Source organism: Sinomonas atrocyanea, from assembly GCF_001577305.1.
Taxonomy (GTDB): Bacteria; Actinomycetota; Actinomycetes; order Actinomycetales; family Micrococcaceae; genus Sinomonas; species Sinomonas atrocyanea.
Window position 1 is genome coordinate 1,015,662 of the sequence record NZ_CP014518.1, and the last position, 20,692, is coordinate 1,036,353.

Here is a 20,692-nt window from a genome sequence, read left to right on the forward strand (position 1 = left end):
TCCGTTCTGGCCAGTCGGGACAGTCGCCGGTGGTGTGGGGGATCGACAGGTCGGCGGGGGCGGTGCTCAGCGTCGATGTGGGCACCCAGTGGGTGCGGCTGGCGCTCACCGGCCTTGACGGGGAGCGGCTCGCCCTGTGGCGGGAGCGTCCGGCCTCTCCTTCGGCCGATGGTGTGCTGGCTGCGCTGGATGCTGGTTTCGCCCGTGTACTGGGGGAGGCGGCCCTCGACCGGGAGGCGATTGCCTTCGTTGTGGTCGGGAGCCCTGGAGTTGTGCACCCCGAGTCCGGCGTGCTCGAGCACGCGTCGAACCTCCCGGGCTGGGGCGAGATGGCGACGCTGGCGGCGCTGCGCTCCCGGTTCGGGCAGGCCCTGCTGGTGGTGAAGGACGTGTATCTGGCGGCCTTGGGGGAGGCGCAGGCGCGGCGGGACACGGGACAGGACGACTTCGTGCTGTTCTCGATCGGACGCGGCGTGGGTGCTGCGGTGGTACGGGCGGGCCAGACGCTCGCCGGCGCCCGCGGACTTGCCGGGGAGATCGCCTTCCTGCCCCTTGCAGCCCCTGCCGGGGAGGTCCTTACCGCTGGGGGGCCCTCGGCCAGGGGCGCCCTCGAAGAGGCCGCCTCGGCGGATGCCATGCTTGCGCGGGCGGCGGAGGGCGGGGCCCGCTTCGGCACCGTCGCCGAACTGATGGAGGCAGCCCGGGAGGGCAGCACCGAGGCGGAGGCCGTGGTGGACGGGGAGGCCAGGCTCGCTGCCTTCGCCCTCAGCGCGTTCACAGTGGTCGTCGACCCGCCGCTGATCGTGCTCGCCGGCAGCGTCGGCCTGCACGGAGGGGCCCATTTCGCCGAGGCCGTGAATAGGCACCTCCAGTCGATGCTTCCATTCCCGGTCCCGCGGGTGGAGGTCAGCCGGGCGGGGGAGGACGCGATCCTGGACGGGGGCGCGGAGAAGGCCCTCCAGCTTGCCTGGGAGAAGCTCTCCTCCTCCCTCTGACCCCTGCGCGCCCCGGGGATGTGATCCGGGACGCACATCCCCCTTGACGTCGATCGGAAAATACTTTTACGATTGGGCCAGTCCACCCCTCCTGTCGGGGGCTGCGGCTTCCCTCTTCTAGCAAGGAATCAACGATGGCGTCATTCCCTGACCGCGCGCCGCAGCTGCGGCGCCGCATCGGCTCCTTCCAGGCCACCGCGATGAACATGTCGCAGATGGTCGGGATCGGCCCGTTCATCACCATCCCGGCCATGATCGTGGCCTTCGGAGGCCCGCAGGCCGTGGTCGGCTGGATCGCAGGCGCGATCCTCGCGCTGGCGGACGGGCTGGTCTGGGCCGAGCTCGGCGCGGCCATGCCGGGCTCGGGCGGGACCTACGTGTACCTGCGCGAGGCGTTCAAGCGCCGGACAGGCCGCCTGATGCCGTTCCTCTTCGTCTGGTCCGCGGTGCTGTTCATCCCGCTGATCATGTCCACCGGCGTCATCGGCTTCGTCCAGTACCTCGGATACCTCATCCCGGGCATGGATGACATGACCGGGAATGTGGTCGGGCTGGCGCTGATCGCGGTGATCACCGTGGTGCTCTGGCGGCGGATCGAATCTCTCGGCCGGCTCACGGTGGTGCTGTGGGTGATCATGGTCGCCACAGTGCTGACCGTCATCCTCGCCTGCTTCACCCACTTCAACGCCGCCCAGGTCTTCGACTTCCCTGCAGGGGCGTTCGACATCTCCTCGGGCGGGTTCTGGGTCGCCTTCGTGGCCGGCCTGACGATTGGGATCTACGACTACCTCGGCTACAACACCGCCGCCTACATGGGCGCCGAGATGAAGTCCCCGGGCCGGACGATCCCCCGCTCGGTCGTGTTCTCGGTGTTCGGGATCATGGTGATCTACCTCTTCACCCAGATCGGTGTCCTGGGCGTGGTGAAGTGGCAGGAGATGCTCGACACCGGCTCCCAGGCCTACACCTCGGTCGTCTCACTCCTCCTCGAGCGAACCTGGGGTCCCGGGGCCGCCGCGGTGGTGACCGTCTTCATCCTCGTCACCGCGTTCGCCTCCCTCCTGGTCGGCCTACTCGCGGGCTCGCGCGTCCCCTACGACGCGGCCCGGGACGGGGTGTTCTTCAAGGCCTTCGCCAAGCTCCACCCCACCAAGGAGTTCCCGATCGCCGGCTTGATCACTATGGGCGTCGGCACGATGGCAGGCTTCCTCATCGGCCGCTTCACCGACATCTCCGCCCTGATCCAGCTGCTGACCGCCGTGATGGTCCTCGTCCAGGCCCTCGGCCAGATCGCGGCCGTGGTGCTCCTGCGCCGCCGGCGGGACATGGTGCGGCCCTACCGCATGTGGCTCTACCCGCTGCCCCTGATCGTCGCAGGGGCGGGATGGATCGCGGTCTACCTCTACTCCGACGCCAACGCCCCGGGCCTGCACCCGATCGAGCTCTCCCTCGGCTGGGTCGCCCTCGGCGTGGTCCTCTTCCTCGTCTGGGCCAAGCGCGAGAAGACCTGGCCCTTCGGCCCGCTGCCCGTCGAGCCGAACGAGGTCGACGCCGAGATCCACCTCGACGAGGTCCGCGCGTGAGCGCTCCCATCCTCCTGGCGATCGGCGTGGACATCGGGGGGACAAAGGTCAAGGTCTGCGCCGCGGACCTCGACGGGCGCCTCCTGGCCACCGCCACCCACCGCTCCCGCTCCGGCCGCCCGGCCCAGGAGACGCTCGCCGAGGTCCTCGAGTGCTACCGCGAGACCATGGCCTCCGCAGCGCTGCACGCCAGCGGGCCGGTGCAGGCCGCCGCCGTGGGCCTGGCGACCCCCGGTGTCGTGACCGAGGCGGGCATCGGCCTGGTCCCGAACAACCCGGGCATGGAATCCTCCGTCCCCGCGGACGTCCTCGCCTCGGCCCTCGGGGCGCAGGAGGTCGGGTGGGCCAACGACGTCAAGGCCGCAGCCATGGCCGAGCACCAGTGGGGACAGCTGCAGGGAAGCAGCTGCGGGCTGTACATCAACCTCGGCACCGGCCTCTCCGCGGGCGCCGTCATCGAGGGCAGACCGCTGATGGGAGCACACGGGGCAGCCCTCGAGATCGGCTACTTCCTCCCCGCCGCCCCCGGGCGGCCGCCCGGGCACCGCAGCGGCGCGGCTCCGCTGGAGGACCTGATCTCCGGCCGTGCGCTGACCCGGCGCGCGGCCGAAATGGGAGCACCCGACCTGGACGCCTCAGAGCTCATCGCCCTCGCTGGCAGCCGCGGTCCCGGTGGCCGCAGCCGGGCCCTGGAACGGATGGCCGAGGACGCCGTCGAGGAACTCGTGCGCGCCGTGGTGAACCTGGCCGTGGTCCTGGACCCCGAGAAGATCTCCATCGGCGGGGGAGTGGCCACCGAAAGCGCCGCAGCGGCGTTCCTCCCACCGCTGCGCGCCGCTCTCGAGGAGTACGTGCCCTACCCGCCCGAAGTCCTCGTCTCACCGGACGCGAACGAGCTGTCCATGCTGGGCGCCCTCCTGCTGGCCTACCGCCGTCTTGGCTGCCCGGTCCCGGCCGTGAAGATGCCACCGGCCGATTCGACGCCAGAGCAGCACCTCCTGCCCGAAACTGTATAAGCCCCGATCGCCAAAGGAACCCGATGGACCTGATCATCGCCGACACGCCCTCGCAACTGGGAGAGGACGCAGCCGCACTCATCACCGACCAAGTCCGCCGCCAGCCCAACACCGTGCTCGGACTGGCGACCGGATCCTCCCCACTTCCGGTCTACGAGCACCTCGGCCGCCACCGCGGGACCGACTTCTCCAGCGTTACCTGCTTCGCCCTCGACGAGTACGTCGGAGTGGCAGCCGAGCACCCACAGAGCTACCGGCGGTTCATCGCCGACCGCATCGCCGGCCCCCTCGGCATCGCCCCCGGCCGGGTCCACGTCCCAGCCGGGGACGCCCAGGACCTGGACGCCGCCTGCGCCGCCTTCGAAGAGTCGATCGCGGAGGCAGGCGGAGTGGACCTCCAGATCCTGGGAATCGGTCGCAACGGCCATCTGGCCTTCAACGAGCCCGGCTCGGCGTTCTCCTCCCGCACCCGCCCGGTCCGCCTCACCGAGGACACCCGAAGGGTCAACGCCCGATTCTTCGACTCCCTCGGCCACGTCCCCACCCACGCCGTGACCCAAGGACTGGCCACCATCATGGAAGCACGCCGCCTGCTCCTCGTCGCCCAAGGAGCGGACAAGGCAGCCGCCCTCGTCCAGGCGCTCGAGGGCCCCGTCACCGAGGCCTTCCCGGCCTCCATCATTCAGCGCCACCCCCACGCCACGGTCATCGCAGACAGCGCAGCTGCGGCCCTGCTCAACAGCGCATCCGCGGCCACCGTAGCATGACGGGACAAAGGTGCCGGTCTCGGTCGTTCCCCACACTGGGTGCCGCTCGAGGGAGGCAGCGGCACGTTTGGGCCGTCGCGGCGGCATAGGCGGGTGCAGGGGATGAGAGGAGGAGATCCGATGACCGAAGCCACCGCAGGCCGCCCCAGCAGCAGCCGCCGGCCCGGGCCGCCGCCGGCGATTGCCCCGGAGCTCGTCACAGCACTCGGCGCGCCCCAGCAGCCCATCACGGCAGCCGCTCTCCCTTCCCTGAGGATCGCCCAGCCGTCTCCGACGGACGCCGAACTCGCCAGAGGAGGCGCCTTCCTGATCCGCGAGATCGCGGTGCCCGGCCCCGAGGCGGCCCCGGCTGTCCAGCTGATCCTCTGCCTGCCAGCCGGCAGGAAGCCCACAGGCTGCATCTACTTCATCCACGGCGGCGGGATGATGCTCGGTACGCCCCGTAACGGCCTCGCTGAAATACTCGAATACGCCGAGGCCTCCGGACTCCTCGTCGCCTCGGTGGATTACCGCCTCGCCCCTGAGACAAGGCACCCCGGCCCCGTCCAGGACTGCTACGCCGGGCTGGTGTGGGTCGCCGCCCACTGCACCCAACTCGGGTTCCCGCCGGGGCGGCTCATCGTCGCCGGAACGAGTGCGGGAGGTGGGTTGGGAGCCGCCGCTGTCCTGATGGCCCGAGACCGCGGCGGGCCGTCCATCGCCGCCCAGATGCTTCTGGCCCCCATGCTGGACCACCGGAACGACACGCGCTCGATGCTCCAGCTCCAAGGAGCTGGGACCTGGAACCGCGAGACGAACCAGCTCGGCTGGAACAGCCTTCTCGGTCCCGACATCGACCGCGCACGGGTCTCCCCCTATGCATCCCCCTCCCAGGCCAAGGACCTCGCCGGACTGCCACCCTCCTACATCGACGTCGGCGCAGCCGATGCGTTCCTCGATGAGGACGTGGACTACGCGCTCCGGATCATCAGAGCCGGCGGTCTGGCGGAGCTCCACGTCTGGCCCGGCGCCTATCACGGTTTCGAGGGACTCGCCCCTGACTCCGCAATCACCCGCGACGCCAAGCTCGCCCGCGCCGCATTCGTCAGGAGGGCCGCCGACAACACCTGAGCTGCCCGGAGCCCGTGGACGGCAACGCCGGCCGGCTTGGACCCCATGGACCAGATCGTCACCGCCATCGCCGGCAACGTGGTCTCCCAAGGTCGGAGCACTGTCGACGACCTTGAAGATGCTCGGCAGACCATGACGGCGCTCGGGGGAGCGCAGGAAGGACCGCCTGCCTTATGGGCCGAGCGGGCCCGGGCAGAGGCAGCCCCTCGCTGCTGCAGCCTCCTTGGCCCTTGCCTCACAGCGACGCCGCGCAAATAGGATGGGCGCAGAAGGACGGCGTGGGATTCGGCCGCGGAGTGCGGCCACGGCGCCGCCGGGGAAGGCTGCACCAATGGCTACAGGTACCGTGAAGTGGTTCAACGGCGAGAAGGGCTACGGCTTCATCGCTCCCGACGACGGCTCGGCGGACCTCTTCGCGCACTACTCGGAGATCGAGGCCCGCGGGTTCCGCTCGCTCGAGGAGGGCCAGAAGGTCGAGTACGAGGTCGGCAAGGGCCAAAAGGGCCCTGTGGCCCAGAAGATCCGCCCGGTCTGAGCAGCCCCCGGCGCGGAGCGAACAGAACAGGCGGGGCCTCCCAGTGGGAGGCCCCGCCTGTTCTGCACTCAGGCTCTGGCCGTCCGGCGGCGACTGCCAGGGACGGGAGCCACGCAGCATGCGGAGGCCCATGACCTGACCCTTCAGCATGTGCACGGGGGCACAGAGAGTCCCTGTAAGCCGACATGATCTCCGTTCTCCGCTCATATGCGGAATCGGAGGCCGCCGCGGAGTCCAGCAGTCAGGCTCGGGGGGATGGACATCCTCGACAACTCATCGGGACTCGCCGACTCATCGGGTTCTGCACGGCTGGGAGGGGCGCAGGTGTGGCTCGGCTCAGTCGCGCAACAGGCCGTTGCGCGACTGAGCTGCGGCAGTGCCGCCAGACCTGGCGGCTAGGGTGAAACCCATGGCACAGCTCGAACGCGACCTGCCGGCCGGCTACCCGGAAGCCCTAGCCTCCCTCAAGGACCAGGTCAGGGACGCCCAACACCGTGCCCAGCGCGTGGTGAACACGGCCATGATCGAGCTCTACTGGAGCATCGGCCGCACGATCCTCGCCCGGCAGGAGACCGCCCCGTGGGGCAGCAAGGTCCTCGGCCGCCTGGCATCGGACCTTCGGGCCGAGTTCCCGCACATGAAGGGCTTCTCGCCCCGCAACCTCACGTACATGCGGACCTTCGCCTCGGCCTGGGCCGACAGCGGCCCAATCGCGCAACAGCCTGTTGCGCAATTGGGCTGGGGCCACATCACGGTGCTCCTGGACAAGTTCCGCGACAGCGAACTGCGGTACTGGTACGCCGCCAAGGCCGCTCAGCACGGCTGGTCCAGGGCCGTGCTCGAGCACCACATCCTCACCCGCCTCCACACCAGGGCCGGGGCGGCGCCGAACAACCTCGAGGCGCGCCTGCCGGGGGAGGGGACGGACCTGGCCCAGGAGGTCGCCAAGGACCCGCTCGTGCTGGACTTCCTCGGCCTGACCGAGGAAGCCGACGAGCGGGCCATGGAGGAGGCGATGACCCTGCGGATGTCTCAGACCCTGGCCGAGTTCGGGCCGGGGTTCGCCTTCGTCGGCCGGCAGTAGCGGCTGAGCATCGAAGGGGACGAGGACTACTTCATCGACCTGCTGCTGTTCCACATTCCTTCCAGCCGCTATGTCGTGGTCGAGCTGAAGTCCAAGAGGTTCCGGCCCGAGCACCTGGGGCAGCTGAACTTCTACGTGGCCGCCGTCGACGGCATGCTCCGCCTGCCCCATCACGCACCCACGGTGGGGATCCTGGTCTGCGGGTCCAAGAACGACCAGACCGTCCGGTACGCGCTCGACGCTTCCGCCGCGCCGGTTGCCGTCGCGGCCTACACCTACGACACTCTGCCGGCCGAGGAGAGGGCGGCTCTCCCGTCTCCCGAGGCCATCACCGCCGCGCTCGACCAGGGCACCGTCGCCGCCCCCGCAGACTCCTGACGCTGCTTCCTCCCGGCGCGGCGGCAACCAGCGGCTGAGGTCGTGCGCCAGAGTGGGTCGTGGCGAGGGCGGCTCCTGTCCCTTGGCCAGCCCTCAGCCGGCGGGGTGGTTCCCCGCCCGACCCGTGGAGGGGCCGGCATCCCTGGCCCTTCCACGGCGGCTGCGCCCCCTCCGTGCAGGAAGGTCCGCAGCAGCGGCCGTGGCCAGAGCGGTACCTCTCCCCAAGGCGCTCCCCAGGCAGTGATGTGCCTGGCGCGGGCTGCCTGCCCTCGCAGCCCGCCCGGTCCTCTGCGCTCGGCACAGACGGGCGCGCTGCCGCCCCGGCGGGCGATAGTGTTCGGCCCATGGATCTCAGCACGGGCGCTGACGGGGGCCTTGGGGCCCGCCTGCGGCTCGACCTCGCACTGCGTCGCAGCCGGGGACCGCAGGCAGACCGTTCCGTCGAGCAGTGGACGGCGGCCCTGGTCCTGGGGGACGACGACGGTATGGACCCGGAGATCCTTGGGCACGCGGCTATCGTCCGCTGTGTCCTCGGGCTGCCGGAGATGGCCGAGATGCTGGACGGCGAGGACGCGGGCCTCGGCACGGCCGCCGCCGCAGTGCTCGACCCGTGCACCGGAGAGCCGGCCCTGCCGCTGCAGAAGTCCCTGCTCGGGCAGGGCGACCGGTTCCTGGTCCTGGACAGCGTCGAGTTCGAGCCCGGTTGGCGACGGCGGGGGATCGGGCGCTGGTTCGCGGCGGAGGCCCTCGCGGCCCTCGCCCCGGGTGCCATGTTCGCCGCGGCGATCGCTGCCCCGATGGACGACACCGAGGGCCTGGAGCGCAAGCGCGCCGAGGCGAAGCTGCGCAGGGTCTGGGCCGACCTCGGCTTCGAACCGCTCTCAAGAGGCGTCATGGTCCTCGACCTCGGCACAGCCACCCGGGGGGAGAAGATCGCCGTCTTCCGGACGATGTTCGACTAGAGCACATTCGGCTGAGGAGCGGGCCGCACCGGCGCAATGTCCTGCTGTGCCCGGGTCGCTCAGCCGGACCAGATGTCGCCGCCGGCGAGGCGCCTGATCTGTTCCCGTTCGGTCTGTCGGCTCATCCCGGCCCTGGTGAGGGCGCGGAGGGCATGCTCTTCCCTGCCTACGGGATCCGACTCCTCCTGGAGCCGCGTCATTGCGGGCGTCACAGAGGAGGCCGACCGGGACTCGGCGATGATCGTCATTGATCGCCTGCTTCTGCAAAAACAGCCCGCCGCGCCTTTGCCGAGGAGGTGGCACGGGCCAAAGCATCCGGCTCCTGGACCGGCACAGGGGAGAGGGGCTCCCAAGTGTCCTGGACCACTGGGCGGGAGCAGCGGCGGGCACCGCGGCACGCGGGGGCACGGAGCCCGGTGCCCAGGCGTCCAGCCCAGGGCTGGAGCACGGCCGGGCGCCCGAGCCGGGACCCCGGCCGGCTCAGTGACGTCGACCGGCCGGGGTCCTGCCTTCCGCATCGTGCCGTGCCCGGCTGCAGTGGAGCGCCAGCGGGGGAGGGCGTCGTCAGCCGACGACGATCTCTTCGCTGTCGAAGAGGCCGTCCTCCTCGTCCCATACAGTCTGCTCGGGTCCGAAGTCGAAGTCCTGCGAGAGGTCCTGGCTCGTCGGGGAAGGGGCGGTGTCGCTTGGGTCGTCGTTGACCATGGCACTCCTGAGCTTCGGGGCGGATAGAGGGCACGGCTGCCGCCGTCGGCGGCCGTGCCGTTCAGGACACCATGGCCTGGGACCGCCGTCAATGGACCGTCCCCATGGGTGGGCGGGCTCTGGGAGGATGGGCGCATGGCAGATACAGCCCCGGGCCGGGAGACGCTGAGGGTCCGTTTCGAGCTCGAGCTCAGCGTGCCGCCGATCTGGCGCACCCTAGACCTCGGCTCCTCCATGTCCCTGGACCGGGTCCACGACGTCGTGCAGGCGGCCTTCGGCTGGGAGGACGCGCACCTGCACCGGTTCACCGACAGGGACCCGTACGAGCGGCTGCGGCCGGTGGACGGGGAGGTCGACTGGCCCCTGCAATGGCTCCCCCGGGACCTCGTGGAGGATCCCGAGGACAGGCCCGAGGAGGAGCTCGATCTCGGGACGCTGCTCGCGCAGGGGGCAGGGACGGCGTTCTATGAGTACGACTTCGGCGACAGCTGGCTGCTGAGGATGCAGCTCCTCGAGTCCAGGCCCGTCCCTGCAGCCGGCCCTGCGGCGTCCGTGGTCGACGGGGCACGCCGCGGCCCGCTGGAGGACTCCGGCGGTGTGCCCGGGTACGAGGAGCTCCTTGAGGTGCTAGCCGACCCGGACGATCACGAGCACGCCGAGAGCCGCGAGTGGGTCGCCGAGATGACCGGCACCGACGATCCCTACGACCCCGAGGAGTTCGACACCGAGGACCTCAACCGCAAGGTCGCAGCAGCCCTCGAGGAGAGGGCTTCCGCAGGCTGATCGTGGAGGCACCCGGCGGCCGTCCGACGGTGCACCGCTCATCATCCTTCCGGAGCACTGTTCTGAGCCGCGGGGGAGGCCGCGGCGCTCGATTTCGCCGCTGAAGAGACGACATGGCGAGACTCGGAGTCGCGATGATCGTCGTCGCACACTGCTATTCCGGGGAAGACCCCACGAGCCTGGCGCCGGGGACTCCATTTCAGCTTCGGAGCCGGGGCTGGGGATGGGGCTAGAGCACCTTGGAGAGGAAGGCCTTTGTCCGCTCGTGCTGCGGGTTCGTCAGCACGTCGCGCGGGTTTCCGGACTCCACGACGATCCCTCCGTCCATGAAGACCAGTGAATCGGCAACTTCCCGGGCGAATCCCATCTCGTGGGTGACCACGACCATGGTCATTCCGGTCCTGGCCAGCTCTTTCATCACGTCGAGTACTTCGCCGACCAGTTCGGGGTCGAGGGCGCTGGTCGGTTCGTCGAACAGCATCAGTTTCGGGTCCATCGCGAGGGCGCGTGCAATGGCCACGCGCTGCTGCTGGCCTCCGGAAAGGTGGGCTGGGTATTCATTGGCCTTGCTGGCCAGGCCGACGCGGGCCAGGAGTTCCATTGCCCGCGCCGTTGCCTCGGTCTTCGGACTTCGTTTCACCCTCGTGGGCGCCAGAATGATGTTCTCCAGTGCGGTGAGGTGTGGGAAGAGGTTGAACCGTTGGAAGACCATGCCTATGTCGCGACGCTGGTGCGCTGCTTCAATCGGCCTGAGTTCGTAGAGCCTGTCCCCTTTCTGGCGGTATCCCACCAGCTGTCCTTCCACGGAGAGTCGGCCCGCGTCGACCCGTTCAAGGTGGTTGATGCACCGGAGGAATGTTGACTTGCCCGAGCCGCTGGGCCCGACGATGCACAGCACCTCGCCGGGATCGACCTTAAGGCTGATGCTCCTGAGCACCCGGTTGGTTCCGAAGCTCTTGGAGACCCGTTCTGCGAGCACCATCGGTTCGTGGCTCATCCTTTGCCTCCTGCTTCATTGCCGATCGCGGTCGGGAGGAGCACCGTCGGCGCTCCTCCGGGTTCTGGCTGCCTGTCTTCCTTTCGCTGGCCAGATCCCCGGGAGAACCGCTTTTCGATGAAGTGCTGGCCGACCATGAGGATCGAGGTGAAGAGCAGGTACCAGAGGGAGGCGACGATCAGCAGCGGCACTGGGGTGAAGGTGACGGCGGAGATTCCCCGCGATACCCCGTAGAGATCGATGCTCAGGGGGATCGCGGCCACCAGCGAGGTCGTCTTCAGCATGGAGATGATCTCGTTGCCTGTCGGCGGGACGATGATGCGCATTGCCTGGGGCACGACGACGTAGCGCATGGTCTGCCCCCAGGACATCGCCAGGGCGCGGGATGCTTCCTCTTGGCCCGCGTCCACGGCGAGGAGACCGGCCCGGACGATTTCAGACATATATGAGGCTTCGTTGAGGCCCAGTCCGATGGCCGCCGTGATGAAGAGGTTGGTGAAGATGCTGTTGGGTACCGAGATCCACGGGGTCATGAATGGGATCCCGAGGGTGAGGTCGGGGTAGATCAGCGGGATGATGCCCCAGAAGACGAGCTGCACGTAGACGGGTGTGCCGCGGAAGACCCAGATGTACAGCCAGGCGATGCTCTTCAGCACGGGGTTGGGGGAGAGGCGCATGATGGCCAGGAGCAGACCCAGGATGATCGCGAGGACCATCGCGTAGACCGTCAGCTGCAAGGTGACCAGAGCAGCTGCGCTGATGCGCTTGTCGAAGAGGTACTTGCCCACATCGGCCCAGCCGTAGTCCTCGCGCTGCGCTGCGTCGATGATGAAGACGGCCAGCATCACGATGAGTATGACCGCGACGAGGTTGCGCCACGGATGACGCAGCGGAACCGCCTTGACCGCTTCGCCTTCCTGCCCGGCATCCAGGGCTTCAGCTTCAGTTTCGGCTGCGCCTGCCAGACCGGGGTCCCGGGGATTCATGGATGGTTAGCCTTTCGAAGCGATGTTGACGGTGGCGGTCTTGACCCCGCCGCTTTCGACACCCCACTTGGAAAGGATCTTCTGGTAGGTGCCGTCGTCGATCAGGGCCTGGAGGGCCTTCTGCAGCACAGGCTTGAAGGCGCTGTCCTTGGCGACCGGCATCCCGTAAGGGGCAACCTCGAAGGCATCCCCGGCGGTCTGCAGCTTACCCTTCGTCTGGGAGATGGCGTAGAGGGTCACGGGCGAATCGGCGCTCATGGCGTCGACCTGTCCCACCGCGAGGGCATTGGTGGCCTGGTCCTGGGTGTCGAACTTGAAGACCGAGATGGCCGGCTTTCCTGCGTCGGTGCAGGCCTTGGACTTGGCCGGAACCTCATGGGTGTCTTCATACGTGGTCGCCTGGACCGCGACCTTGAGGCCGCAGGCGTTCTTCGGGTCGACCGTCTTGCCCGCAGGGGATGCCCACTGGATGCCGGCGGAGTAGTAGTTGACGAAATCGACCTGCTTCTCTCGCTCCACGGTGTCGCTGAAGGAGGACATCCCCATGTCGTCCTTCCCGGCCTTCACGGCCGGCAGGATGTTGTCGAACGTTCCGATGTCGAAGTTGACCTTGAGCCCGAGCTTCTGGCCCAGCGCGTTGGTGAGGTCGACGGACCAGCCTGCGGGCTGGCCGCTGGGGTCCTTGAACTCGTTGGGCGGGTAGTTGTTGGCCATGCCGACGTTGAGCGTTCCAGCGCTCTTCATCTTGTCCGGCAGGAGGGCGGCAATCGCGTCGTCCTTCTTGACGGTCGCCGTGTTCGTGGAACCGGATGATCCCGCAGACCCGGGCGGGGCGGCCGCGGCCGACCCGGTGTTGTCGACGCATCCGGTCAGGAGTAGCGCGGCCATAGCGGTGAGGGCCGGCACGGTGTAGCTGAGGCGCATTCGTAATCCTTCATGTTGTCAGCTCGCCCGTCGGAGCCAGGCGATAGCAGGGGGACGGTTAGTTGGTGGTGAGCAGTGATGCGCCTTCGGCGCGGGACGGGGCCCCGTCCATTTCCTTCATGGCCCCTCTCAGGTCTCGCACGACTTCTGATCCTTTGACCTTCAGCTCGGCGACCGTGGAGACGCCCACGAGTGTCATGGTCCGGCGCAGTTCCTCGGAGAAGATCTCGATGATCCGGCCCACCCCTTGGGAGCCGGCGGCGACCAGGCCGTAGAGGTAGGGCCGGCCGATCGCGCAGGCGTCGGCACCGAGGGCGAGGGCCTTGACGACGTCGCTCCCGCGGCGGATGCCGGAGTCGACGTAGATCTCGATGGCGCTTCCCACCCGCTGGCGGGATTCCTGCAGGACGTCCATCGGGCTGAGCATGTGGTCGAGCTGGCGGCCCCCGTGGTTGCTCAGCTGTACTGCGTCCAGGCCGATGCCGGCCGCCCGCGCAACGTCGTCCGGGTTCACGCAGCCCTTGAGGACGATCTTTCCGTCCCAGGCTTCCCGCAGTGCCTCGAGCTCCCCCCACCCGTTGCCCGAGTCTGAATGGCCGAGGATCTGCTGCCACATTGAGGGCGTGACCGTTGGGTTCGGTCCCTGTGGAGATAGGTTGGGGAAGCTGAGTCCGTCCGAGCGCAGGAAGTTTGCCCACCAGCCGGGACGGCTGGCGATGTCCACAAGGGTGGATAGGGTCAGGCTCGGCGGAGCGGTGAAGCCGTTGTGCAGGTCCCGTTCCCTGGCTCCCAGGGCGCGGGTGTCGACCCCCACGATCAGGGTATCGAAGCCTGCCGCCTTGCAGCGCGCCAGCTTCTGGTCGCGGGAGGGGGCGTCCCGGGAGAGTCCGAAGTTGAACCAGCGGTCCAGGCCGGGGAAGCTTTCGGCGATCGATTCCATCGCTACGGTGCTCATCCCTGCCAGACCGTACGGGATGCCGGCCGCCTCCGCTGCCTTGGCAACAGCCAGCTCGCCTTCGGGGTGGAACAGCCGCGTCGCGCCGGTCGGCGTGAGCGTCAGCGGCAGCGCACTCCTCCTCCCCAGCAGGGAAGTGGTGGTGTCCGGCCCGGACACCGGCCCCCACGATGGCATCAGACCCCACGCTTCGAATACCTCCCGGTTTCGCCGCAGGGTGACCTCGTCCTCGGAGCCGCCGTCCAAGTAGTCGAAGATGCCCGCGGGGAGGACCCTCCGGGCGGCCGTGCGGAATTCCGTTACGTTGTACGCGTTAGCCAACACTCTGCGTCGTCTCGACATCACCGGTGCCTTGACCTGTACGAGCTGTCTGATGTCGCTGAGCTTCACGGGGCACCTTTCGAAGATTGCGGCCGTCTGGCCTGAGCCCAGCCTAGAATCGGAAGTCTTATCTCACTATGGACGTCCCGACGAACAGGAGGCAGACCGATTGTGAGCAACTACCAATCCCGCGGCACTGGGCCACGCCCTGCGGTGCGATTCCCTGCTGCCGAAGCCCCACAGGACCGCTTGCCCACCGTGCATTCGATGGGCAGGCTCATCGGAACGGAATTCGCGAGCTTGGTGGAGGCCGCCGACGCCGGCGACCGCTGCGTGTCCGGATCGGTCCTCTACGACCCGAACGCGCAGCCGCCCCGCTTCCCCGGAGCCGTGGCCCTGGGCATTGGGCTCTCGCTCTCGGGAAAACGCTTTCGGCAGCGCTTGGAGGACCTAAAGGAGGCCGGTTACGTCGCCCTCGTCTACAAGGCGAACGGCGCCTCGGACGAGCGCCTCCGTGAGGTGGCCCGGGCCGCGGGCATAGCCCTTTTCCGCGCAGCCGATTCGACGCCGTGGAACCAGCTCGCAGAGATCATCGACGCGGCGATCGCCCCGCACCGTTCCAGCGGAAGAACCCTTGTGGACATCCGCCCCGGCGACCTGTTCGACTTGGCGAATACCGTGGCCGCACTGGCCGGAGGGGCAATCGCCATCGCCGATCCGGAGCAGACCATCCTCGCCTACTCGACCCTGCCGGATCAGCCAATCGACGAAACCAGGCGCAATTCGATCCTGCGGCTCCACGTTCCCCAGACCGAGCAGAACGATCTCGACTACCGGCGCGTGCACGCCGCTGTCGACGTAGTCGATGTCGAGACCGAAGAGCCGGGCCTCAGGCGCTGCGCCATCGCCATCCGAGCGGGCGACTCAGTGCTGGGCTCGTTGTGGCTGCTGACTGCAGCCGCGAGCATCGGCGGCGACACCGCCCGCGTGATGAGAGAGGCGGCGAACGTCGCGGCCCTCCACCTCCTGCACCGCCGCACTGCCTTCGTCTCCAACCTGACGAGGCAGGTCGACCTGGTGAAGCCCCTGCTATTCGAACCCGCACGGGCCGAGCTGGCAGCACTCAAACTAGGCATATCCTCAACCTCGGTGCGCATCGCGGCTCTGAGCTCGTGGCCCCTGCAGCCGGGGCCCGGCGCACTCCAGACGCTGCAATCGCGGCTGCGCCTGTTCGACATCGTGCGAACGTCCTGCGCTGTGCGGCTCCCGACCGCCGTCTGCGGGCTTGCCGACAACATCGTCTACGTCGTCCTGCCCCAGGCCGACGATTCATTGCACAGGTTTCACCAGGAAGCCATCCTCCGAGTAGTCCAAAATGCCGCGCGCCTGCTCTCCATACCGGTGGTTGCCGGCATCGGCGCCCCCGCCGCGCTGAGCAAACTCGAACAGTCGCGAACAGGTGCGGAAGCGGTGCTCGGCGAGCTGATTCGTGACCTCGACGAAGGACGGATTTCCCCACAGTCCGGCGGCGTGGTCGCCGACAGAGAGCTGCTGGGCTCCAGGCTGCACCTGCGGCAGATCGTCATGGACCTGCAGAAAGCCGGCCATCTCCCCGGTGAATACGCCACAAAGATCGCCGAGTACGATGCCGAGCACAAGACGTCCTTCGAGGAAACACTCCGCACGCACCTCGACGCCGGAAGGAACGCGATCGAAGCTGCGAAGAAGCTGGGACTGCACGTGAACACCGTCCGATATCGGCTCTCGCGGATCGAGCCGCTGTTCGGCATAGACCTCGACGACCCTGAGACCCGCCTGCTGGTGTGGCTGCAACTCTGGGCCAGACACAACTGACATGGCGTGGCTTTCCGTAGAGAGGCAGGGAGAGGCGCCCCCGGGGAATGTTGTCCCGCCGCCTCTGGGCTTCACCGGCGCCGGCCAGCGCGTCCTCGGGCCATGCACGATCAGGCCAATCTCCGCGCCGGCTGCTGCAGGACGATGGCTCCGCTGGAGCCAGCAGGACGCGAGTTGCCACCCGTACTCGGCGCCCCGCAGTAACTCACAGCGCACCTGGCTCGCCGGGCCAACACGGCCCGCCACCGCCAGCTCGCAGCCGTCTCGAGGTGGCCCGCATCAGGTCGCCCCAAGCGAATTCCCTTCACAACGTCCCAAACGATGAGGCCCGCAAGATGGGCGTTCCTGCACTGTTCACCGGCGCTTCAGACTGGCCGCCCCTACTGCCGGGTAGTGCAGTGCGGGGACACGCAGAAGGGAGAACACCATGAGCACAGAGACACCTCCGGCGCCGCCGGCCATCGAGCGCATCACGGAGTGCTGGGAGCTGCGGCCGGGGATGGAGATTGAGACCCGGGTCGGAGGCGTACGCCGGTTCGCCGGCCAAGTCGTCGATACCCACCCCGCCATGGGCCTGTTCTGGGCCGTCTCGCACGTCGGGGAGCGGCGCCTCATCGAGCTCGGCGAGTACGAGGTCTACAGGCTCGAGTAGAAGTCAGGAGTGCAAGGGAAGTGCTGACTGCTTCCGCCCGCCCATTCGCAGACAGGCGTCCTTGGCGGGCCGGCCTGGCTCTGGAGCGGCAACCCGAGGGTCACCAAGCAAAAGGAGCGCGCCACGGTCCACGACGGGCTGCGGCACGGGTACGGCCCGTCGCAGGTGCATCGAGCGCGTCGAGACTGCTCGGCGCCGGTGCTGGGCGCCCAAGCGCGCCAGTGGGCACACCGCGAGGGATCGGAAGGTGGGGGAGAGGGCTCATTGGGTGGTCCTTCCGTCCTCCATGTATACGGCACGGCCCACGTGCAGCACCGGTGGAGCCCGCAGCATACCGCCTGCCGTGGTGGCCAGAGCGCGGTCGGGCGGGGCAGCACTAGCTCTCGCCGAACCGCCGGAACAGGCTGCGGGCCAACAGGACTGCGGCAACCACTGCGACGAGGAGTATCGCCCCCACGGGGCCGGCCTTTCGGCTCCTGCCCGTGGCGCGCCGGAGTTCACCAGATGCGGACCGCGCCGCGTCTGCGATGGCCTTCTGACCGGCCTTGACTGCTCCTCGGCTCGCCGGCACCGGGGCTTCGGAGACCGCGTCGGCGAGGCGCTCAGCGGCCTTCGCCAGACGGGCCGTCGCTGCTCTCGCCGCAGATTCGGCCCTCTGGGCGCCCTTCGCGGCTGCTTGGCCCAAGTCCTCTCCCACTGGGGCAAGCGTGTCGAGCTGATGCCGGAGCGCGGTGAGGACTCCGTCGAGCCGTCCCCTGATCTGCGGGGCAACCCTGTCCAGACTTGATTCGATTCTGTCGATCGAGTGCTGGATCGCTGTTTCGGCCGCCGATACGGCCGCCCTAGCGTCGGAGTTCGTCGTCCCCATGGAAGCCTCCACAAGATCAAGTGCGGGTCCGCCCAGCGTACGCCGCGCACGTCGCCCAGGGACACAGCTCCGACAGGCTGTGTGACATGTATGCGGACCAGGCGCCCCCTTAGGGGTCCGACCACATCCGGAATCACATGCTGTCCGGCACGCCGATAATCCACCCTACGTCAAGTAAGTGCGTGTCGAATCCGGGAGGACAGATGACGGAACTCTTGAGTAAAGACCACGCTAAAAGCGTTCGGCTTTACCCAGCACGGAGCGCCCGCCGCATGGAGCATGTCCGGGGTGATCCCGCGGACGGCGATGTTGCCGAGGCTGAAACGCCCGAGGCTCGAATGCGGCCACATGAGGAAGGACTCCTCGACGAGGACCGCCCCGCCGTGCACGCGGGTCATCCTCACGTAGCATGCCGAGCCCCTGCGGCTGTTCGCCGTCTCGAAGTCGATGGCGCAGAAGCCGAGCGACACGAATGGCTCCCTCTCGGCTTAGCGGTGATGCCGGCTCCACCACATTACTGCTGAGGGCCTACAGCTGTGGAACAGGCACAACGCTGCCGTCCTGCCTGTCGTCACTCGCGCCCGTTAGCCTGCTGGCCGAGGGAGGATGGCTTCAGCCCCATGTGCAGCGCGGCGCCTGAGCGCTTCGTCAACAGCCCTTTCGGCGCTGGCCAGTGCGGCCCGTGCATTGGGTTTCCGATCTCCGCGGATTCCTCGTAGGTTCTGCCTTCTGCCGGACGAGAGCAGGCCAGGAAATGCAGACCGTAGGCCGAGATTGGGAGCGCCTGAAGCGGACCCGCCGGAACCAGCGGGCTCAGTGAATGACACACGGCTCTTCCTGCCGGCGCGGGACAACCTTCATCTTTACTTTCGGAAATGGCACGGTACAATTCCCGGCAATTCGCTAGGGCTCCCAGCCGGACCACGGGACATCACCTGCTCTGGCTTCGAAACTGAAATGAGCCGGAGGCGGGAATGGCGGGACAGCGACGCGGTAAGAAGACCGGCAGCATCTCCAAGGCGAGCGATGGATGGAAGGGCTACGTCACCGTCGACGGCCAGCGGAAGTACTTCTGGGCGAAGACCCGCAGGGAAGCTGACCTGAAACGCAGGCACCTCGTGGAACACCCCGAGGACGTCCGAAATGAGCGAGCGGCACAGCAGGAGGCCGTGGAGCCCCATCCACCCACCCGAAATGTCGCCGTCTTCGGCAGCAGCACCGTGGGAGCGATCGTCTCGGGATGGATCGATCACAAGCTCAAGGTCGAGCGCGGTCGGCACAAGCCGAAGACCAGCAGGGGTTACTCCGACCACCTCCGGATCCACGTCAACCACCCCGAGTATGGGATCGGTGACCTCGACGCCGACGAGGTCACAGCCGAAGGGCTCGAAGATTTCTTCACTGCGCTCCGCGAGGAGGCCCTCCTCGGCGCATCGGCGCGCCGAGGCATCCACAGCCTGCTCAACAGCGCCTTCAACTTCGCCCTCGAACGGAGGATGGTGCGCGCCAATCCTGTGCCGCGTTACCTCCGCCCGGCGCCGCACGATGGGGAAATCGTCGAGATCGACCCGGCGCAGGTGGAGCAGTTGCTGCTCCACTTCGCCTTTGACTCGACGTACGAGGCGCGTTGGCTGCTCGCCCTCTTCGTCGGCCTCAGGCCGGGGGAGGCGCTCGCCATCCAGGTCGAGGACATCGACTGGAACAAGGGCCTGCTGCGCGTCTACCAGCAGCTCCAGCAGGACTCCGGCTCCGGCGGCCTGATCCTCGTCCCGGTGAAGTCGCGGACCTCGAAGCGGACCCTCGTGCTCCCCGATTTCGTGTTGGAGGCCCTCAAGGCACGCCGAGCCGCCCTCATCGAGCAGCAGCGCGCCGCCGGGGAGGCGTGGAACCCCTGGCGCGGGACCGGCGAGCAGGCTCCGCAGTTCCTCTTCGTCCAGGACAACGGCCAGCCGATCCGTCCCCGCCTCGACTACGCCATCTGGAAGCGCCTTCTCGAGGTGGCCGGAGTGGTCCGGGAGGGCGTCCGCGACGGGGTGCCCGTGCTCGAGGCCGTGCCCGTCTCCCGCTACGCGTGCCGGCACCACGCCGCGACCTGGCTGCTCGGCATCGGCAACGACGTCGCCCTGGTCTCCCGCTACCTCGGGCACTCTGACGTCGGGTTCACGATGAGGACCTACGTCAGCAGCCGCCTCTCCAACGCCTCCGTCGCGGTCAGGATGGAGCAGGCGTTTCCAACGTACAGCGACAGCGAGATCGTGCAGGTGGCGACCAGCCCTGCCCCCGCCGCGGCACCTCCCCCTATTCCTCCCCCTATTTCCGCGCGCTCCGCGACCCCTCCTGGGCGACGGGGCCGCGGAAGCCGCTGAATTCCAAGGATCTCTCGTCCCTGGGAGCCCTCAGTTGGCCAGAGCATCTGTCTTGTAAACAGAGGGTCGCCGGTTCGAATCCGGCAGGGGGCTCCACGAACCCCTCTCTGACCTGGCATTTCGCCTGATCGAGAGGGGTTCTCTTGTTCCATAGATGGCTCACTACACGCTTACGACACGCATCGATCCACGGGTGCGACCGCCGTCAGGGTCTACTCCGTATAGGGCTCTCCACGGAGAAGAGCACGAGACGCCTCGAATCAAGCGTCAACCAGGGCATGCCCGAGCAGTACCTCACCACCGAGCAGGTTGCGACCTGGCTGCAGATCGCGCCCAAAACAGTGTGGAACCGGCGCTCGCCCGGGCTGGGCCCTCCCGCACTGAAGACCTACGGCCACGTCCGCTACGCGCGCGCGAACGTCGAGGCGCGGATCGCCTCCACTGCTGAGGTCGCGTGATGGCCCGGGCTGGCCTGCCCCTGGGCGCTTGGGGCGCGATCAGCGAGGAAGGACGAGGATGCCGGCAGGTGGCGTGCCAGCCGCCGTTTCAGGGACTACGACGGGATGACCCGAACGTACAGCAGGTTCGGGCCTACGAAGGGCAAAGCGGAGAATGCCCTGCTCGCTGCGATGCGCGCCCGTCAGGACAACGGGCGGCAGGCTGTCGAGACCCCGACCCTCGGCGAAGTCGCGAAGCGGTGGTTGGCCAGCATCGAGGTGCCCGAGGTCCAGGTGGACGCCATCGGGAACGCCGTCTCGCTTCCGACCAAGGGTATGCGGCGGCAGACCCGGGACCAGTACGCCGGCCGGTCCGTCGGCACATCGAGCCCAAGCTCGGTGCTCTGAAGATCA

Annotated in this window: 21 protein-coding genes, 1 tRNA gene and 1 pseudogene; 15 read left to right on the plus strand and 8 right to left on the minus strand. The window is 68.1% G+C overall.

Annotation, left to right across the window (positions count from 1 at the left end; all coding sequences use genetic code 11):
* Positions 1–32 precede the first annotated feature (32 nt).
* The 8 genes and pseudogenes from SA2016_RS04805 to SA2016_RS04840 all read left to right on the plus strand — a co-directional run bounded on the left by SA2016_RS04805 (position 33) and on the right by SA2016_RS04840 (position 8,430).
* Entirely contained in the window at positions 33–995 is a 963-nt protein-coding gene (locus SA2016_RS04805) for an ROK family protein (protein WP_229710746.1), read from the plus strand.
* A gap of 134 nt (positions 996–1,129) precedes the next feature.
* Positions 1,130–2,578 (plus strand): APC family permease, encoded by a 1,449-nt coding sequence (locus tag SA2016_RS04810; protein ID WP_084249226.1) that lies wholly within the window; start codon positions 1,130–1,132, stop codon positions 2,576–2,578.
* Positions 2,575–3,594 (plus strand): ROK family protein, encoded by a 1,020-nt coding sequence (locus SA2016_RS04815; RefSeq protein WP_066495967.1) that lies wholly within the window; start codon positions 2,575–2,577, stop codon positions 3,592–3,594. The genes SA2016_RS04810 and SA2016_RS04815 overlap by 4 nt, the downstream gene beginning before the upstream one ends.
* A gap of 23 nt (positions 3,595–3,617) precedes the next feature.
* Positions 3,618–4,361, plus strand: a complete 744-nt coding sequence (nagB, locus tag SA2016_RS04820; protein WP_066495970.1) for a glucosamine-6-phosphate deaminase — start codon at positions 3,618–3,620, stop codon at positions 4,359–4,361.
* 120 nt (positions 4,362–4,481) lie between these two features.
* The gene (locus tag SA2016_RS04825; RefSeq protein WP_066495972.1) at positions 4,482–5,471 is read left to right on the plus strand and encodes an alpha/beta hydrolase; all 990 of its coding nucleotides are present in this window, start codon (positions 4,482–4,484) and stop codon (positions 5,469–5,471) included.
* 331 nt (positions 5,472–5,802) lie between these two features.
* Complete coding sequence (locus tag SA2016_RS04830) at positions 5,803–6,006, plus strand: cold-shock protein (RefSeq protein WP_066495975.1); 204 nt, start codon at positions 5,803–5,805, stop codon at positions 6,004–6,006.
* A 409-nt stretch (positions 6,007–6,415) separates the two neighbouring features.
* Positions 6,416–7,468 (plus strand): annotated as a pseudogene (locus SA2016_RS04835) (PDDEXK nuclease domain-containing protein).
* A 344-nt stretch (positions 7,469–7,812) separates the two neighbouring features.
* Positions 7,813–8,430 (plus strand): hypothetical protein, encoded by a 618-nt coding sequence (locus SA2016_RS04840; RefSeq protein ID WP_066495977.1) that lies wholly within the window; start codon positions 7,813–7,815, stop codon positions 8,428–8,430.
* 59 nt (positions 8,431–8,489) lie between these two features.
* On the opposite strand, the gene SA2016_RS04845 is transcribed toward SA2016_RS04840, so the two are convergent.
* Together SA2016_RS04845 and SA2016_RS21340 are read right to left on the minus strand one after the other, a co-directional pair.
* Positions 8,490–8,678 (minus strand): hypothetical protein, encoded by a 189-nt coding sequence (locus tag SA2016_RS04845; RefSeq protein WP_066495979.1) that lies wholly within the window; start codon positions 8,676–8,678, stop codon positions 8,490–8,492.
* A gap of 316 nt (positions 8,679–8,994) precedes the next feature.
* Positions 8,995–9,135, minus strand: coding sequence for a hypothetical protein (locus SA2016_RS21340; protein WP_157089114.1), 141 nt, complete (start codon positions 9,133–9,135; stop codon positions 8,995–8,997).
* Between the two features lie 135 nt (positions 9,136–9,270).
* Between SA2016_RS21340 and SA2016_RS04850 the strand changes: the two genes are divergently transcribed.
* Complete coding sequence (locus SA2016_RS04850) at positions 9,271–9,918, plus strand: plasmid pRiA4b ORF-3 family protein (protein WP_066495985.1); 648 nt, start codon at positions 9,271–9,273, stop codon at positions 9,916–9,918.
* A gap of 229 nt (positions 9,919–10,147) precedes the next feature.
* Here the strand turns inward: SA2016_RS04850 and SA2016_RS04855 are convergent, their stop codons facing one another.
* The 4 genes from SA2016_RS04855 to SA2016_RS04870 are packed head-to-tail and all read right to left on the minus strand — an operon-like array spanning position 10,148 to position 14,104.
* Entirely contained in the window at positions 10,148–10,915 is a 768-nt protein-coding gene (locus SA2016_RS04855; RefSeq protein ID WP_066495989.1) for an amino acid ABC transporter ATP-binding protein, read from the minus strand.
* Positions 10,912–11,901 carry an amino acid ABC transporter permease gene (locus tag SA2016_RS04860; RefSeq protein WP_084249323.1) on the minus strand — a complete coding sequence of 330 codons (990 nt, stop codon included), beginning with the start codon at positions 11,899–11,901 and terminating at the stop codon, positions 10,912–10,914. The genes SA2016_RS04855 and SA2016_RS04860 overlap by 4 nt, the downstream gene beginning before the upstream one ends.
* Positions 11,902–11,907: 6 nt before the next feature.
* A complete protein-coding gene (locus SA2016_RS04865) occupies positions 11,908–12,825 on the minus strand; it encodes an ABC transporter substrate-binding protein (RefSeq protein WP_066495992.1) in 918 nt (305 codons plus the stop codon).
* Positions 12,826–12,883: 58 nt separating this feature from the next.
* Complete coding sequence (locus SA2016_RS04870; protein ID WP_229710755.1) at positions 12,884–14,104, minus strand: alpha-hydroxy acid oxidase; 1,221 nt, start codon at positions 14,102–14,104, stop codon at positions 12,884–12,886.
* A 264-nt stretch (positions 14,105–14,368) separates the two neighbouring features.
* Between SA2016_RS04870 and SA2016_RS04875 the strand changes: the two genes are divergently transcribed.
* Together SA2016_RS04875 and SA2016_RS04880 are read left to right on the plus strand one after the other, a co-directional pair.
* Entirely contained in the window at positions 14,369–15,955 is a 1,587-nt protein-coding gene (locus SA2016_RS04875; RefSeq protein WP_066495995.1) for a PucR family transcriptional regulator, read from the plus strand.
* Between the two features lie 427 nt (positions 15,956–16,382).
* Positions 16,383–16,607 (plus strand): hypothetical protein, encoded by a 225-nt coding sequence (locus tag SA2016_RS04880; protein WP_066495997.1) that lies wholly within the window; start codon positions 16,383–16,385, stop codon positions 16,605–16,607.
* Between the two features lie 376 nt (positions 16,608–16,983).
* Here the strand turns inward: SA2016_RS04880 and SA2016_RS04885 are convergent, their stop codons facing one another.
* Positions 16,984–17,475: a hypothetical protein gene (locus SA2016_RS04885; protein ID WP_066495999.1), complete on the minus strand. Its 492-nt coding sequence runs from the start codon at positions 17,473–17,475 to the stop codon at positions 16,984–16,986.
* A 170-nt stretch (positions 17,476–17,645) separates the two neighbouring features.
* Complete coding sequence (locus tag SA2016_RS04890; protein ID WP_066496001.1) at positions 17,646–17,945, minus strand: 3'-5' exonuclease family protein; 300 nt, start codon at positions 17,943–17,945, stop codon at positions 17,646–17,648.
* Positions 17,946–18,449: 504 nt separating this feature from the next.
* Between SA2016_RS04890 and SA2016_RS04895 the strand changes: the two genes are divergently transcribed.
* From SA2016_RS04895 to SA2016_RS04910, 4 genes are all read left to right on the plus strand, one after another.
* Positions 18,450–19,841 (plus strand): tyrosine-type recombinase/integrase, encoded by a 1,392-nt coding sequence (locus SA2016_RS04895; RefSeq protein WP_066496004.1) that lies wholly within the window; start codon positions 18,450–18,452, stop codon positions 19,839–19,841.
* Positions 19,842–19,866: 25 nt separating this feature from the next.
* Positions 19,867–19,937: transfer RNA gene (locus SA2016_RS04900), tRNA-Thr, on the plus strand.
* A gap of 182 nt (positions 19,938–20,119) precedes the next feature.
* The gene (locus SA2016_RS04905; RefSeq protein ID WP_066496007.1) at positions 20,120–20,299 is read left to right on the plus strand and encodes a helix-turn-helix transcriptional regulator; all 180 of its coding nucleotides are present in this window, start codon (positions 20,120–20,122) and stop codon (positions 20,297–20,299) included.
* A gap of 105 nt (positions 20,300–20,404) precedes the next feature.
* Complete coding sequence (locus SA2016_RS04910; RefSeq protein ID WP_066496010.1) at positions 20,405–20,686, plus strand: hypothetical protein; 282 nt, start codon at positions 20,405–20,407, stop codon at positions 20,684–20,686.
* Positions 20,687–20,692 lie beyond the last annotated feature (6 nt).